General features: G+C 72.5%; 15 protein-coding genes and 1 tRNA gene. 7 read left to right on the top strand and 9 right to left on the bottom strand.

Annotated elements, in window-relative coordinates; translation table 11 throughout:
• Positions 1–526: Nif3-like dinuclear metal center hexameric protein (locus tag D8M29_RS03875; protein ID WP_148111517.1), on the bottom strand; the 526-nt coding region annotated here is incomplete at its 3' end.
• Between the two features lie 113 nt (positions 527–639).
• Here D8M29_RS03875 and msrA point away from each other — a divergent pair.
• The 3 genes from msrA to epsC all read left to right on the top strand — a co-directional run bounded on the left by msrA (position 640) and on the right by epsC (position 2,877).
• A complete protein-coding gene (msrA, locus tag D8M29_RS03870; protein ID WP_012750832.1) occupies positions 640–1,221 on the top strand; it encodes a peptide-methionine (S)-S-oxide reductase MsrA in 582 nt (193 codons plus the stop codon).
• A gap of 89 nt (positions 1,222–1,310) precedes the next feature.
• Complete coding sequence (cysK, locus tag D8M29_RS03865) at positions 1,311–2,246, top strand: cysteine synthase A (protein ID WP_010078892.1); 936 nt, start codon at positions 1,311–1,313, stop codon at positions 2,244–2,246.
• 43 nt (positions 2,247–2,289) lie between these two features.
• Positions 2,290–2,877: a serine O-acetyltransferase EpsC gene (epsC, locus tag D8M29_RS03860; RefSeq protein WP_036340179.1), complete on the top strand. Its 588-nt coding sequence runs from the start codon at positions 2,290–2,292 to the stop codon at positions 2,875–2,877.
• 19 nt (positions 2,878–2,896) lie between these two features.
• Here the strand turns inward: epsC and gndA are convergent, their stop codons facing one another.
• The 3 genes from gndA to D8M29_RS03845 all read right to left on the bottom strand — a co-directional run bounded on the left by gndA (position 2,897) and on the right by D8M29_RS03845 (position 6,161).
• Complete coding sequence (gndA, locus tag D8M29_RS03855) at positions 2,897–4,459, bottom strand: NADP-dependent phosphogluconate dehydrogenase (protein ID WP_127435314.1); 1,563 nt, start codon at positions 4,457–4,459, stop codon at positions 2,897–2,899.
• A gap of 81 nt (positions 4,460–4,540) precedes the next feature.
• Complete coding sequence (ppk2, locus tag D8M29_RS03850; RefSeq protein WP_010078895.1) at positions 4,541–5,455, bottom strand: polyphosphate kinase 2; 915 nt, start codon at positions 5,453–5,455, stop codon at positions 4,541–4,543.
• Positions 5,456–5,660: 205 nt separating this feature from the next.
• Positions 5,661–6,161 carry a hypothetical protein gene (locus D8M29_RS03845; protein ID WP_036312781.1) on the bottom strand — a complete coding sequence of 167 codons (501 nt, stop codon included), beginning with the start codon at positions 6,159–6,161 and terminating at the stop codon, positions 5,661–5,663.
• 138 nt (positions 6,162–6,299) lie between these two features.
• Between D8M29_RS03845 and D8M29_RS03840 the strand changes: the two genes are divergently transcribed.
• The gene (locus tag D8M29_RS03840; RefSeq protein ID WP_044659129.1) at positions 6,300–6,884 is read left to right on the top strand and encodes a hypothetical protein; all 585 of its coding nucleotides are present in this window, start codon (positions 6,300–6,302) and stop codon (positions 6,882–6,884) included.
• On the opposite strand, the gene D8M29_RS03835 is transcribed toward D8M29_RS03840, so the two are convergent.
• From D8M29_RS03835 to D8M29_RS03815, 5 genes are all read right to left on the bottom strand, one after another.
• Positions 6,871–7,215 (bottom strand): AzlD domain-containing protein, encoded by a 345-nt coding sequence (locus D8M29_RS03835; RefSeq protein ID WP_060974034.1) that lies wholly within the window; start codon positions 7,213–7,215, stop codon positions 6,871–6,873. The genes D8M29_RS03840 and D8M29_RS03835 overlap by 14 nt on opposite strands.
• Positions 7,212–8,051 (bottom strand): AzlC family ABC transporter permease, encoded by an 840-nt coding sequence (locus D8M29_RS03830; protein WP_127445798.1) that lies wholly within the window; start codon positions 8,049–8,051, stop codon positions 7,212–7,214. Before D8M29_RS03830 ends, D8M29_RS03835 begins: the two co-directional genes overlap by 4 nt.
• 75 nt (positions 8,052–8,126) lie before the next feature.
• Positions 8,127–8,200: transfer RNA gene (locus D8M29_RS03825), tRNA-Val, on the bottom strand.
• 15 nt (positions 8,201–8,215) lie between these two features.
• The gene (locus D8M29_RS03820) at positions 8,216–8,722 is read right to left on the bottom strand and encodes a redoxin domain-containing protein (RefSeq protein ID WP_041105380.1); all 507 of its coding nucleotides are present in this window, start codon (positions 8,720–8,722) and stop codon (positions 8,216–8,218) included.
• Entirely contained in the window at positions 8,715–9,146 is a 432-nt protein-coding gene (locus D8M29_RS03815; RefSeq protein ID WP_041105382.1) for a DUF3052 domain-containing protein, read from the bottom strand. Before D8M29_RS03815 ends, D8M29_RS03820 begins: the two co-directional genes overlap by 8 nt.
• Positions 9,147–9,400: 254 nt before the next feature.
• Between D8M29_RS03815 and aceE the strand changes: the two genes are divergently transcribed.
• The 3 genes from aceE to D8M29_RS03800 all read left to right on the top strand — a co-directional run.
• Positions 9,401–12,151 carry a pyruvate dehydrogenase (acetyl-transferring), homodimeric type gene (gene aceE, locus D8M29_RS03810; protein WP_127435357.1) on the top strand — a complete coding sequence of 917 codons (2,751 nt, stop codon included), beginning with the start codon at positions 9,401–9,403 and terminating at the stop codon, positions 12,149–12,151.
• A gap of 124 nt (positions 12,152–12,275) precedes the next feature.
• On the top strand, positions 12,276–13,478 hold the full coding sequence (locus D8M29_RS03805) for a CdaR family transcriptional regulator (RefSeq protein ID WP_127435356.1): 1,203 nt from the start codon (positions 12,276–12,278) through the stop codon (positions 13,476–13,478).
• Between the two features lie 103 nt (positions 13,479–13,581).
• Positions 13,582–13,931 (top strand): ACP S-malonyltransferase (locus tag D8M29_RS03800; RefSeq protein WP_148111516.1); only part of this gene is annotated, 350 nt, incomplete at its 3' end.

Raw genomic sequence — 13,931 nt, 5'->3', positions numbered from 1 at the left:
CGAAGGCGGCCAGGTCGGTCTCCTCGGGCAGGTCGCCCACCCGGCCGATGCCTTCGGCCCCGGTGCCGGCGGCAGAGGTCGTCAGGGGCGAGAGCGCCCCGGTGACGCCGACGGCACGGGCCAGCACGTCCGAGACGCCGTCCACGACGGCGTCGGCGTTGGTGTGCGCGGCGAGCAGGGCGATGCGGTGCTCGATCAGGGTGTGCAGCAGGCGGCCCTTCGCGGCGGCGGCGTGTCCGACGGCGGCGACGGACGAGGTCCCGCGCAGCAGGAGCGGGTGGTGGGTGACCACGAGGTCGGCCCCGCGGGCGACGGCCTCGTCGGCCACGGCCTGCACGGGATCCAGCGCCCACAGGACGGTCCGCACCGGCGACTCCGGGCGCCCGGCCACCGGCCCGACGGCGTCCCACGGCTCCGCCAGCTCCCGCGGCCACAGCCCCTGGACGACCTCGAGGACCTGCCCGAGCGTCGGCGGGGCCAGGGCATGCACCGGCGAGGCGGGGACGGCGGGGCGGGACACGGTCATACCGGCCATGATGGCCCACCCGGCCCGGGCGCGCACGCCCCGGCGGCCCTGGGTGACGGCACGGGGCGGCGTCGTCGGGAATGAAAAGCGCGGCCCGCGTTGCTGTGCCTGCCATGACCGACTCCCCCCGTACCGAGCCCCTCGGCGCCTCCGGCGCGCCCGCCGACGTCCGCGAGCTGACGCTCGCCGGCGGCTGCTTCTGGTGCCTCGACGCCGTCTACCGTCGCGTGCGGGGCGTGCTCGCCGTCGAGTCCGGCTACACCGGAGGCGACGACCCCGCCCCGAGCTACGAGTCCGTGTGCACCGGGACCACCGGCCATGCCGAAGCGGTCCGTGTGCGCTTCGACGCCGCCGTCGTGCCGCCCGAGGTGATCATGGACCTGTTCTTCACCGGCCACGACCCCACGTCGTTGAACCGCCAGGGGGCCGACGTCGGCACCCAGTACCGCTCGGCCGTCTTCGCCCACGACGAGGCCGAGGCCCGGTTCTTCGCGGACGAGATCGCCCGGGCGCAGGCGAACTATGACAGCCCCATCGTCACACGCGTCGAGCCGGCGTCCGCGTGGCACCCGGCCGAGGACATTCACCAGGACTTCTATGCGCGGCGCCGTTCCAATGGATACTGCCGTGTGGTCATCGATCCGAAGCTCGCGAAGGTGCGCCGGAACTACTCCGCGTGGCTCGTGGACGCCTGAGCGGCGCCGCGGCTCGATAGCCTGACGCAGGAACACCCACTAGATCGCCCGCGCCCCGAGGCGCACCACCACCCCCCGGAGGTACCACCATGGCCCGCATCCTTGACGACATCACCCAGGCGGTCGGCGGCACGCCCCTGGTCCGGCTGAACCGCCTCGCGAAGGACCTGCCCGGCGACGTCGCCGTGAAGGTCGAGTTCTACAACCCGGCCAACTCGGTGAAGGACCGCATCGGCACCGCCATCGTCGACGCCGCGGAGGCGGCCGGCGAGCTGACCCCCGGCGGCACCATCGTGGAGGGCACCTCGGGCAACACCGGCATCGCCCTGGCCATGGTCGGCGCGGCGCGCGGCTACCGCGTGATCCTGACCATGCCCGAGACCATGTCCACCGAACGCCGCGTGATGCTCAAGGCGTTCGGCGCCGAGATCGTGCTGACCCCCGGTGCAGACGGCATGCGCGGGGCCCTCGAGCGCGCCCAGGAGATCGTCCGCAGCACCCCGAACTCCATCTGGGCCCAGCAGTTCGCGAACCAGGCCAACATCCAGGCCCACTACACGGGCACCGGCCCGGAGATCTGGGACGCGTCCGAGGGTGCCGTGGACGTGTTCATCGCCGGCGTCGGCACCGGCGGCACCATCACGGGCGCGGGCCGGTACCTGCGCGAGCAGAAGCCGGACGTGAAGCTCATCGCCGTCGAGCCGGCCGACTCCCCCATCCTCTCCGGCGGCCAGGCCGGCCCGCACAAGATCCAGGGCATCGGCGCGAACTTCGTGCCGGAGATCCTGGACACCGACCTCTACGACGAGGTCTACCCGGCCACCTTCGAGGAGTCCATCGAGACCGCCCGTCGGCTCGGGACCGAGGAGGGCATCCTGGGCGGCATCTCCACCGGCGCGATCATCTCGGCCGCCCTCAAGGAGGCCGCCAAGCCCGAGTCCGAGGGCAAGCTGATCGTCGCCATCGTGTGTGACTTCGGCGAGCGCTACATCTCCACCGCCCTCTTCGAGGACATCCGCGGCTGACCGCCGCCCGCTCACCGACCGCACCGACCCGAAGGGGCCGCCCGTGGGACTGTTCTCCCGCATCAAGGAAGACATCGCGACCGTCCGCAGCCATGACCCAGCGGCGCGCGGTGACCTCGAGGTGGCCCTCGTCTACTCGGGTCTGCACGCAGTGTGGGCGCACCGCGTCGCGCACCGGATGTGGCGGCATGACCGGCTGAAGATGCCCGCCCGCGTGCTCTCGCAGGTCACGCGGGCGGCCACGGGCATCGAGATCCACCCCGGCGCGTCGATCGGTCGTCGGTTCTTCATCGACCACGGCATGGGCGTCGTGATCGGCGAGACCGCGGAGATCGGCGACGACGTGATGCTGTACCACGGGGTCACCCTCGGCGGCCGCTCCCTGGCCAAGGTGAAGCGGCACCCCACGCTGCGCGACGGCGTCGTGGTGGGGGCCGGCGCCAAGATCCTCGGACCCGTCGAGATCGGGGAGGGAACGGCGGTGGGCGCCAACGCCGTCGTCGTGAAAGACACCCCCGCCGACGCGATCGCCACCGGCGTGCCGGCCACCGTCCGACCGCGCAAGGGCCCGTCCGAGGGCAAGCCGCTCGTGGACCCCGCGGAGTACGTGGACCCGGCCCTCTGGATCTGAGGGCCGGGTCCACGCCGGGTCAGTCCTGCGTGGGGTCGCCCTCGGTCGGCTGCGGCATGACGACGGGCACGCCCTCGCCGTCCACCTCGGTGCGGTCGCCGGACCACAGCGTGTGGAAGGAACCTTCGCGATCGACGCGCAGGTAGGTGTGGGCGCCGAAGTAGTCGCGCTGGCCCTGCACGAGGGCGGCCGGCAGGCGGTCGGCCCGCAGGCCGTCGTAGTACGCCAGGGCCGAGGAGAACACCGGCACCGGCACGCCCGCGGCGACGGCGGTGCCGACGACGCGGCGCCAGGCCGGCAGGGCCTCGGCGATCGCCTGGGCGAACTCGGGGGCGAAGAGCAGGTTGAGCGGCTGGCCGGGGGCGCGGGTGCCCGGCGCCGGGTGGCGGGAGGTGTCGCGGCCGCCGAAGGCCTGCATGATCACGTCGAGCAGGTCGGCGCGGATGATGCAGCCGTCCCGCCACAGCGAGGCGATGGTGCCCAGGTCCAGCGACCAGCCGTACTCCTCGGCGGCGGCGGCGAGCATGTCCATGCCCTGCGCGTAGGCCACGAGCTTGGAGGCGAACAGCGCCTGGCGCACGTCCTCCACGAACGTGTCCGTGTCCTGCGGGGCGCGCTGCGCCTCCTCGTCGACGCCGGCCGCGAGGGTCTCACGGGCGACCTGGCGCACCGCGCGCTGAGAGGACAGCGAGCGGGCGAAGACGGACTCGGCGATCGCGGCCACCGGGGAGCCGACGTCGAGACCCGAGATCGCGGTCCAGCGGCCGGTGCCCTTCTGCCCGGCCTCGTCCACGATCACGTCCACGAGCGGGCGGCCCGTGGCCGCGTCCACCTGGGCGAGCACCTCGGCCGTGATCTCGATGAGGTAGGAGGCCAGGTCGGTCTGGTTCCACGCCGTGAACACCTCGGCCTGCTCGGCGGGCTCGAGGCCGCCCACGCGGCGCAGCAGGTCGTAGGCCTCGCCGATGACCTGCATGTCCGCGTACTCGATGCCGTTGTGGACCATCTTCACGTAGTGGCCGGCGCCGTCCGTGCCGACCCAGGCGCAGCACGGCTCCCCCTCGAACTGCGCGGAGATCTTCTCGAGCATCGGGCCGAGGGCCTCGTAGGACTTCTCCGGACCGCCGGGCATGATCGCCGGACCGTGCAGGGCACCCTCCTCGCCGCCGGAGACACCGACGCCCACGAAGTGCAGGCCCTTCTCGGCGAGGGCCGCCTCGCGGCGGCGGGTGTCCTCGTAATGGGAGTTGCCGGCGTCGATGACGATGTCGCCCTCGTCCAGCAGGGGGACGAGCTGGTCGATGACGGCGTCCACGGGGGCGCCCGCCTTGACCATGATGAGCACCCGGCGCGGCACGGCGAGGGACTGCACGAGCTCGGCGAGCGTCTCCGTCGCCACGAACGCACCCTCGTCACCGTGCTCGGCCACGAGCTGGTCCGTGCGGGCCCGGCTGCGGTTGTGCAGGGCCACCGTGTAGCCGTGGCGGGCGAAGTTGCGGGCGAGGTTCGCGCCCATCACCGCCAGGCCCGTGACGCCGATGTCGGCGGCGCCGACGGGGACGGTGGTGGTCTGCTCGGTCATCGCGGGTGGCCTCCTGTGGCTCGGACGGTGGGACGGGCCGTGCCGGACACGGACCCGCCCCCCAGCCTACGTCGACCGCGGTCAGTCCCCCACGGCGTCGCGGCCGCGGCGCACGATCAGCGGGTCCGGGGTGCCGACGACCTCGTGGTCCTTGCCCTCGTACTCGAACTGGGACAGGAAGTAGCGCATCGCGTTGAGGCGGGCCCGCTTCTTGTCGTTGGAGCGGATGGAGATCCACGGGGCGTGGTCCGTGTCCGTGTGGAGGAACATGGCCTCCTTGGCCTCCGTGTACGCCTCCCAACGGTCCAGGGACTCGAGGTCCATGGGCGAGAGCTTCCACTGGCGGACCGGGTCGATCTGGCGGATCGCGAAGCGCGTGCGCTGCTCGGTCTGTGTCACGGAGAACCAGAACTTGGTGAGGTGGATGCCGTCGTCCACGAGCATCTTCTCGAACAGCGGCACCTGGTTCATGAAGCGGCGGTACTGCTCGTCCGTGGCGAAGCCCATCACGCGCTCGACGCCGGCGCGATTGTACCACGATCGGTCGAACAGCACGATCTCGCCCGCCGTGGGGAAGTGCTGGATGTAGCGCTGGAAGTACCACTGGCCGAGCTCGCGGTCCGAGGGCTTGTTGAGGGCCACGACGCGGGCGGTGCGGGGGTTCAGGTGCTCGGTGAAGCGCTTGATGGTGCCGCCCTTGCCGGCGGCGTCGCGGCCCTCGAAGACGATGATGTGGCGCTGGCCGGTGTCCTCGCCCCAGTACTGCAGCTTGAGCAGTTCGATCTGCAGGCGGTACTTCTCCAGCTCGTACTCCTCGCGCGTCATGCGCGTCTCGTACGGGTAGTCCTCCCTCCACGTCTCCACGGCACGGCCCTGCGGATCGATCAGGTCGGGATCGTTGGTGTGGCCGTCCGAGACGGTGTAGCCGCCGTCGCGCAGCTTGTCGATGAACTCGCGGAGGTTCTCGCGGGGGGCGTCGGGCTGCAGCAGCTCCATGGACCGTCTCCTTCACTGGGTGCGTCACCGTGCCCGTCCGTCCCCCTCCTCGGTACGACGGCGGCGGGCCGCGGCCTGTGCTCTGTCCACCATTATGGGCGGGCGGCGGACGAGGAAGCCGGGCCCGGCAGCGCAGCCGGGTGAACAGCAGGTGAACCCTGGGAGGCGAACGGTCACGACCCCGGGCCGACGAACGCCGGCCGGCTCAGCCGCGCGGGCCGACGCCCAGGAGCTCGTCGATCGCCGCGACGGCGGCACGCGCCGCGTCGACGTCGGCGAACTGGGCGACGGCGTCGTCGTACCGGCGGTGCCCGGGAAGCTTGAGGCCGACGGAGGCGCCGTCCGTGGCGGGGAGGATCCAGATCCGGCCGCGCGGCTCGACGTCGCGCTGCTCGGCCACGTCGGCCTCCTCGAACTCGCGGTCGTAGCCGGCCCACTCGATACCGGGCCGCGGGGTGTCGGCACCGTCGAGGACGTCACGGCCGCCCATGCGGAGACAGGTGACGGACTGCAGGAGCGCGTCCAGGGTGCGGGCGGCGGCCTTGCCGGCCAGCTCGTCCTGGAAGAGGGCGAGGATGGACCATTGCCCGTCCTGGAGGAAGAGCATGGTCTGCTGCGCCTCGCCCCCGGTGATGACGGCGAGGTGACGGGCGGCGCCGTCGGGACGTGCGGGCAGCTTCCAGAAGCCGAGGGGGGTCGCGGACATGCGCTCCACCCTAGTGCGCCCCGGACGCCGACGACGCGCCGCTGCCCGGCCCCTGCCCCGCATCCCGGGTTGAGTTGTCGCGGGTGCGCGGGCCCGTCACCCGCGACAACTCAACCCGGGATGCGGGAGGGTGGGCCGATGGGCCTGCTCCGCGACCTCCTCACCCGCCGCTCCGCCCGCGACCGCTCCTCCGACCCGACGGCGACGCTCGGCCGACACCTCGACAACGCCGCGGCGATCGTGGCCGCCGCACGCCGGGCGGACGTTCCCCTCGCGGTGGCGGCGGCCCTGGCCGAGCTCGAGTCCGGCGGCCGGAACGTCTTCGGGCACGACGCCGGCGGTGTGCACAGCGCCCCGCGCGGGACGGACGTCCCCGTAACCCGGGAACGCTACGAGGAGCTCGTGGCCCGGGTGGCGCAGGGTGAGAAGTCCAACGGCGTGGGGCCCGCGCAGATCACGTGGCCGCCGTACTTCGCGCAGGCGGCGGAGCACGGCCTCCACCTGTGGGAGCCGGAGGACAACCTGGCCTTGGGGCTGGAGATCCTGCGCGGTCACCTGCGCGGCGACCTCTCCGCGGAGGGGATCGCCCGGGCGGGGACGCTCTACAACGCCGGGACGCTGTCAGACGGGGTCACCGCCTACGGCCGGCGCCTCGCCGCGGCGACCCGCGCATGGGCCGAACGCCTGGGCGAATCCGCCCCGCCGCCGGTCAGGCCAGGTTGACCAACAGCACGTACGCCAGCGTGCCGGCGGCGATCGAGACCAGGGTCCGCCGCCCGGCCAGCAGATGCACGACGACTGTCACCGCCGCCGCGATCAGCGCGTGGGCCACCCGCGTCCCGTCCACGGGCTCTCCAGGGGCCAGCGCCGCGGCGTCGAGCAGCATCACGAGGGCCAGGATGGTCAGCACGCCGGCAGGCATCCACACCGCCAGCCGCGCGGCGAGCACGGACTCCCGCAGCGGCTGCAGCAGTGCGAACGGCACCGCGCGCAGGCAGAAGGTCACGAGGCCCGCGACGACGGCCGCGGCCACCAGGTACGCGGCGCCGGTCATCGGGGGTCCTCCTCGACGCCGGGCTCGGCATCCGTGACGGCCCGCTCCCCCGCCGCGGCGACGACGGGCACCGGCCCGGTGACGGGCACGGGCTCAGGCAGCGGCAGGGCGGTCCCGCGCGCGGCGAGCACGTGGAACGCGATCAGCACCGCGGCGTAGAGGGCGAAGGCGACGACGAGCACCTGCGCGGGCGCGAGCAGCAGAGCCACCCCGACGGCGACCGCGGCCGCCAGCACGAGGGGCAGCTGGGCCCGCGTGCGGGCGGCGTCCATGGCGAGCACGATGAAGAGGGCGACGAGCGCGAACTCGAGGCCCTCGACCGGCACGGGCAGCAGCCACGCGACGGCCACCCCGGCGAGGCCCCCGAGCACCCAATACGCATGCAGCGCGATCTGCATGGCCAGCAGCCGGGGCGCCGTCCAACCGCGGGGCTGGGCGGCGGCGATGGCGTAGGCCTCGTCGATCAGGGCGCCCATCGAGTAGATCCGCGCGAGGCGCCCCCGGACCACGCGCAGCGGGAAGCTGAACGCATAGAACACGTGGCGGAAGTTCACGAGGAACACCGTCACGGCGATCGTGAGCAGCGGCGTGCCCGCCACCACCAGCGAGACGAGCAGCAGCTCGACGGACCCGGCGAACACGACCACGGAGAACAGGGGTGCGACCCACGCGGGCAGCCCGGCCTGGACCACGAGCATCCCGAAGGCCACGCCCAGGGGGAACAGGCCGAGGCCGGCGCCCAGCGTCACGGCGACGCCGGAGCGCACCTCGGCCCACCGCGAGGGCGGAGCGAAGGCGCGCGAGGACGCTGACGAGGAGCCCATGATGGTGAGCATGCTCTCATAGGCGCCTGACGGGCGGTCGGCATGACGGAGCCGCGGCGTCACGCCGTGTCATGGCCCCGCGATCGGTGCACCCGGAGGGACTCGAACCCCCGACCCTCTCGGTGTAAACGAGATGCTCTGACCAACTGAGCTACAGGTGCCGGTGTCCGTCCAGGCTACCGGTGAGCGAGCAGGTCGCGCGTCGCCGCCTCGTGCTCGCCCCGGGTGCGTGCCTGCCCCGGGGCGGCGACCACGCGCGCGACCTCGACCCCGTCCGCGTCGAGCAGCATGGAGACGCGGCGGGGCCGCCCGGTCTCCGCGTCGAAGACGTCGAGGGCACGGCAGGCCGCGCCGTGGGGCCAGAAATCGGAGAGCAGGGTGAGCGGCTCCGGCAGTGCCAGCTCCTCGCGGACGCGGCGCAGCACGGGGGCGGCGTCACACGAGACCACGCGGACAGCCACATCGTCGACCGCCACGTCCCCGGCGAGCGCCCCGAGCCAGCCGAGCTCGTCCGTGCACACCGGCGTGAACGCCCCGGGCAGGAAGACGAGCCACGTGCCCCGCGGCGCGGCCGCGTCCTGGGGCCCGCGCGTCGGCGGCCACGGCCACCTCTGGCCGTGGTCGTCGCGCAGCGCGGGGACGACGTCGGCGCCCCGCGTCCCGCCGGACGGGGGCTCAGCCACCGCGCTTCTGGACGAGCTTCTGAGCGGCCCAGTCCTCGGAGGCACCGGCCCCGGTGGTGGCGTGCAGGCCCGCGGTGGAGGCGGCCTCGGCGACGTCCGCCGGGCTGACGTGGCCGGGGCGCCCCTTGCGGGGGGTCATGATCCAGACGGGGCCGGCATCGAGGGAGCGCTGGGCGTCCACGAGGGCGTCCGCGAGATCGGTGACGTCGCCGTCGTCCGCGCGCCACCAGAAGAGGACCGCGTCCGCCGGCTCCTGATCCTCCTCGGTCAGCAGCTCCTCGCCGAGCGCGTCCTCGAGCGCGTCACGGAAGGTGACGTCGACGTCGTCGTCGTACCCCCACTCCTGCACCAGGTCGCCCCTCGAGAGGGCGAGCTCCGCCAGCAGGGCGCTGTCCGTCGAGGTCGGCGTCGACCCAGCCTGCATAGTGTCCGGTCCTCCTTGATGGTGGCGGGCACTGCGGCCCGCGCCGTCGAGCGGGTGATGATGACCACCATACGCCGTGGACGCCGCCGTTCCGGGGCCTCCGGCCGGGCGGACGCGGCGGCTCCGGTCTACTCTGGGGAGGAACAGACGCACTCTCCGGGCGACGCGCCCGGCTCGGCGTCGCGGGCCCGGACCGGATCGTCTGCCCGCAGCCCACCGCGGAGCACCCCTCCGCACGAGAACCAGGAGGCACCGTGAGCGCAGCCGAAGAGAGCTCGCAGATCCGCAGCGGTCTGACCGACCAGCTCCCGGACAAGGATCCCCAGGAGACGTCGGAGTGGATCGAGTCCCTCGACGGACTCATCGAGGAGCGCGGCACGGAGCGGGCGCAGTACATCATGCGCTCCCTCATGCAGCGCGCGAGCGCCCAGTCCGTCGCCCTGCCCTACGTGACCACCACGGACTACGTGAACACGATCCCGGCGGACCAGGAGCCGGAGTACCCGGGCGACGAGGAGCTCGAGCGCCGCTACCGCAACTACCTGCGGTGGAACGCCATGGCCCTCGTGCAGCGCGCCCAGCGCGACGCCGTCGGCGTCGGCGGCCACATCTCCTCCTACGCGGGCCAGGCGACCCTCTACGAGGTGGGCCTGAACCACTTCTTCCGCGGCCAGGACCACCCGGGCGGCGGCGACCACATCTTCTTCCAGGGCCACTCCTCGCCGGGCAACTACGCCCGCGCGTTCCTCGAGGGCCGCCTGACCGAGCAGGACCTCGACGGCTTCCGCCAGGAGAAGTCCCGCCAGGGCCACGCCCTGCCCTCCTATCCGCACCCGCGGATGATGCCGCACTTCTGGCAGTACCCCACCGTGTCCATGGGCCTGGGGCCGATGAACGCCATCTTCCAGGCGCAGACCAACCGGTACCTGCACAACAACGGCATCAAGGACACCTCCGACCAGCACGTGTGGGCCTTCCTCGGCGACGGCGAGATGGACGAGCCCGAGTCGCGCGGCCAGCTGCACATCGCGGCCAACGACAAGCTCGACAACCTCACCTTCGTCATCAACTGCAACCTGCAGCGTCTCGACGGGCCGGTGCGCGGCAACGGCAAGATCGTCCAGGAGCTGGAGTCCTACTTCCGGGGCGCCGGCTGGAACGTCATCAAGGTCCTGTGGGGCCGCGAGTGGGATCCGCTGCTCGAGGCCGACGACGAGGGCGAGCTCGTGCGCATCATGAACGAGACGCTCGACGGCGACTACCAGACCTACAAGGCCGAGTCCGGCGGCTTCGTGCGCGACCACTTCTTCGGCCGGTCCTCCGTCACCAAGGAGATGGTGGCGGACATGACCGACGAGGAGATCTGGGGCCTCAAGCGTGGCGGCCACGACTACAAGAAGGTGTACGCCGCCTACAAGGCCGCCATGGAGCACAAGGGCCAGCCCACCGTGATCCTGGCCCACACCATCAAGGGCTACGGCCTGGGCAAGTCCTTCGAGGGTCGCAACGCCACGCACCAGATGAAGAAGCTGACGGTGGACGACCTCAAGGTGTTCCGGGACCGCCACCGCATCCCGATCTCGGACGAGCAGATCGAGAAGGACCCGTACGACATCCCGTACTACCACCCGGGCGCCGACGCTCCGGAGATCACGTACATGATGGAGCGGCGCAAGGAGCTGGGCGGCTTCGTGCCGGAGCGGCGCAGCGACTACCACGCGATCCCGCTGCCTCCGGAGTCCGCGTACAAGCAGGCTCGCAAGGGATCGGGCAAGCAGCAGGCCGCCACGACCATGGCGTTCGTGCGCCTGCTCAAGGACCTGATGCGGGACAAGAACATGGGACCGCGCTTCGTGCCGATCATCCCGGACGAGGCCCGCACCTTCGGCATGGACTCGTTCTTCCCGACCGCGAAGATCTACAACCCCAAGGGCCAGAACTACCTGTCCGTGGACCGGGATCTGTTCCTGTCCTACAAGGAGTCCCCGCAGGGGAAGATCTACCACGTCGGCATCAACGAGGACGGCGCCACCGCGGCATTCAACGCGGTGGGCACGGCGTACTCCACGCACGGCGAGCCGATGATCCCGGTCTACATCTTCTACTCGATGTTCGGCTTCCAGCGGACCGCGGACAACATCTGGGCCGGAGCCGACCAGCTTGCGCGCGGCTTCATGATCGGCGCCACCGCCGGGCGCACCACCCTCGCCGGCGAGGGCACCCAGCACATGGACGGTCACTCCCCCGTCCTGGCGTCCACGAATCCGGCCGTGAAGCACTACGACCCGGCGTACTCGTACGAGATCGCCCACATCGTGCGCCAGGGCCTGGAGGACATGTACGGCGACCACGACCGCGGGGACGACGTCCGCAACGTCATCTACTACCTCACGGTGTACAACGAGCCGATCACCCACATCGAGGAGCCCGAGGGCCTCGACGTGGAGGGCCTGCTCAAGGGCATCTACCGCCTCTCCGAGGGCCAGGGCGACGGCCCGAAGGTCCAGCTCCTGGGCTCCGGCGTCTCCGTGCCGTGGGCGCTCGACGCCCAGCGGATCCTCTCCGAGGAGTGGGGCGTGAACGCCTCCGTGTGGTCGGTGACCTCCTACAACGAGCTGTACCGCGACGCCGTCGCGGCGGAGAAGGACGCCCTGAAGGAGCCGTCCGCCACTGCGCGCGTGCCCTACGTGACGCAGGCGCTGCAGGGGGCCGAGGGCCCGATCGTGGCCACCTCGGACTACTCCACCTCGTGGACGAACCAGATCCGCCCGTTCGTGCCGAACCGCTTCTCTGCGCTCGGCGCCGACGAGTTCGGCTTCGCGGACACCCGCGCCGCCGCCCGTCGGTACTTCCTCATCGACACCCACTCGATGGTGGTCCGCGCGCTGCAGCTCCTCGAGGAGGAGGGCGAGGTCGAGCGGGGCACGGCCGCGAAGGCGCACGAGAAGTACCGCCTGGACGACGTCAACGCCGGCACCACCGGCATCGCGGGCGGCGACGCCTGACCCGCACGCCGCGGGGAGGCTGACGCCCTCCCGTCCCGACGCCGGCCGCCCGCCTCCGCCACGGAGGCGGGCGGCCGGCGTCGTCGCTGTAGGAATCCCACAACACGCGCCTAGGATGAAGCGCATGCCCGAGCCCCGCCCCGCCGCCCCTCGCCCCGTGAGCACCGACGGGCTGGCCCGACTCAGGAGCCACCTGGGCGCCCTGAACACGGCGGTGCTGCAGCGGTTGGACGCCACCCTGCCCTGGTACCGCCGACTCACCCCGGACGAGCGCAGCGCCCTCGGGCTCGTGGCCCAGCGCGCCCTGCAGGGCTTCCTCACGTGGTTCGAGCGGCCCACCTCCACGGGCCACGTCCTGCAGGACGTCTTCGGGCCCGCGCCCACCGATCTCACCCGGGCGATCTCGCTGCAGCGGGCCCTCCAGCTCATCCGGACGATGGTGGACGTCGTCGAGACGCGGGTGCCGGAGCTGCTGGCCGAGCGCGACCAGGCGCCCGTCCGCGAGCACATCCTCCACTACTCGCGCGAGGTCGCGTTCGCGCTCGCAGACGTGTACGCCCGGGCCGCGGAGATGCGCGGTGCGATGGACTCGCGGCTCGAGTCGGTCCTGCTGGACGCGGTGCTGCGCGGGCAGGACCCGGACGAGATCCGGCATCGGGCCACGGCGCTGGGCTGGCGTGGGGACCACGACGTGATGGTCATGGCCGGTCTCGCCCCGGGGCAGGACAAGCCCGCGTTCATCCCGGACCTGCGGCGGGCCGCGGCGCGGCTCGACTGCGACCTGCTCGTGGGCGTGCAGTCCGAACGGCTCGTCCTCGTGGTCGGCTCGGTGCGGGACGCGCGGGCGGTGGGCGAGGCGCTCGCGCGCTGGTTCGCGCCGGGACCGGTGATCGTGGGACCCGTCGTGGACTCGCTGATCTCGGCGCACGTCTCGGCCCGGCACACCCTCGCCGGGCTCAGCGCGGCGGCCGCCCATCCCCGGGCGTGCCGGCCCACCCCGGCGGAGAACCTGCTGCCCGAGCGGGCGCTGCTGGGCGACCCCACGGCCCGGGAAGCCCTCGTGGACGGGGTGTTCACGCCCCTGGCCGACGCCGGCACCTCCCTGCTGGAGACCGTGGACGCGTACGGCGCGCTGGGCCACTCGCTCGAGGGCACGGCCCGCGAGCTGTTCGTCCACGCGAACACGGTGCGGTACCGCCTCAAGCGGGTGGCCGAGGTGACCGGCTGGGACCCGCTGGTCCCCCGCGACGCGTACGTCCTGCAGACCGCGATCACCCTGGGCCGGCTCGCGGGGGCGCGGCCGACGACCGGGACAGGCTCGGACTGAGCCGGGGCGGCGCCCCCCACTTGTAGAAACCCTCCAAACCGACTCGCCGTGCTTCGTGGCGCGATCTGTCCGGGATGGCGGCCGATCCTGACACGATGGAGGAATGCTTGCCATCGTGTGCCCCGGACAGGGGTCCCAGACGCCCGGCTTCCTCGCCCCCTGGCTCGAGCTGGACGGGACCCGCGACCTGCTCGCGTCCCTCTCCGACGCCGCGGGCGTGGACCTGATCCGCCACGGCACCGAGTCGGACGAGGAGACCATCAAGGACACCGCCGTCGCCCAGCCGCTGATCGTGGCGGCCGGCCTGGTGGCCGCCGCGGCCCTCGAGGCGGACGCCGCCGCACCGAAGTCGACCGTCGTGGCCGGCCACTCCGTGGGCGAGGTCACCGCGGCCGCCGTCACCGGCGTGCTGTCCCCCGCCGAGGCCCTCTCCCTGGTGCGCGTGCGCGCCAA

The sequence above is a fragment of the Micrococcus sp. HSID17227 genome, from assembly GCF_003989405.1.
Lineage (GTDB): Bacteria > Actinomycetota > Actinomycetes > Actinomycetales > Micrococcaceae > Micrococcus > Micrococcus luteus.
The sequence above is the reverse complement of the archived record's forward strand: the minus strand, read 5'-3'. Positions and strand labels throughout refer to the sequence as shown.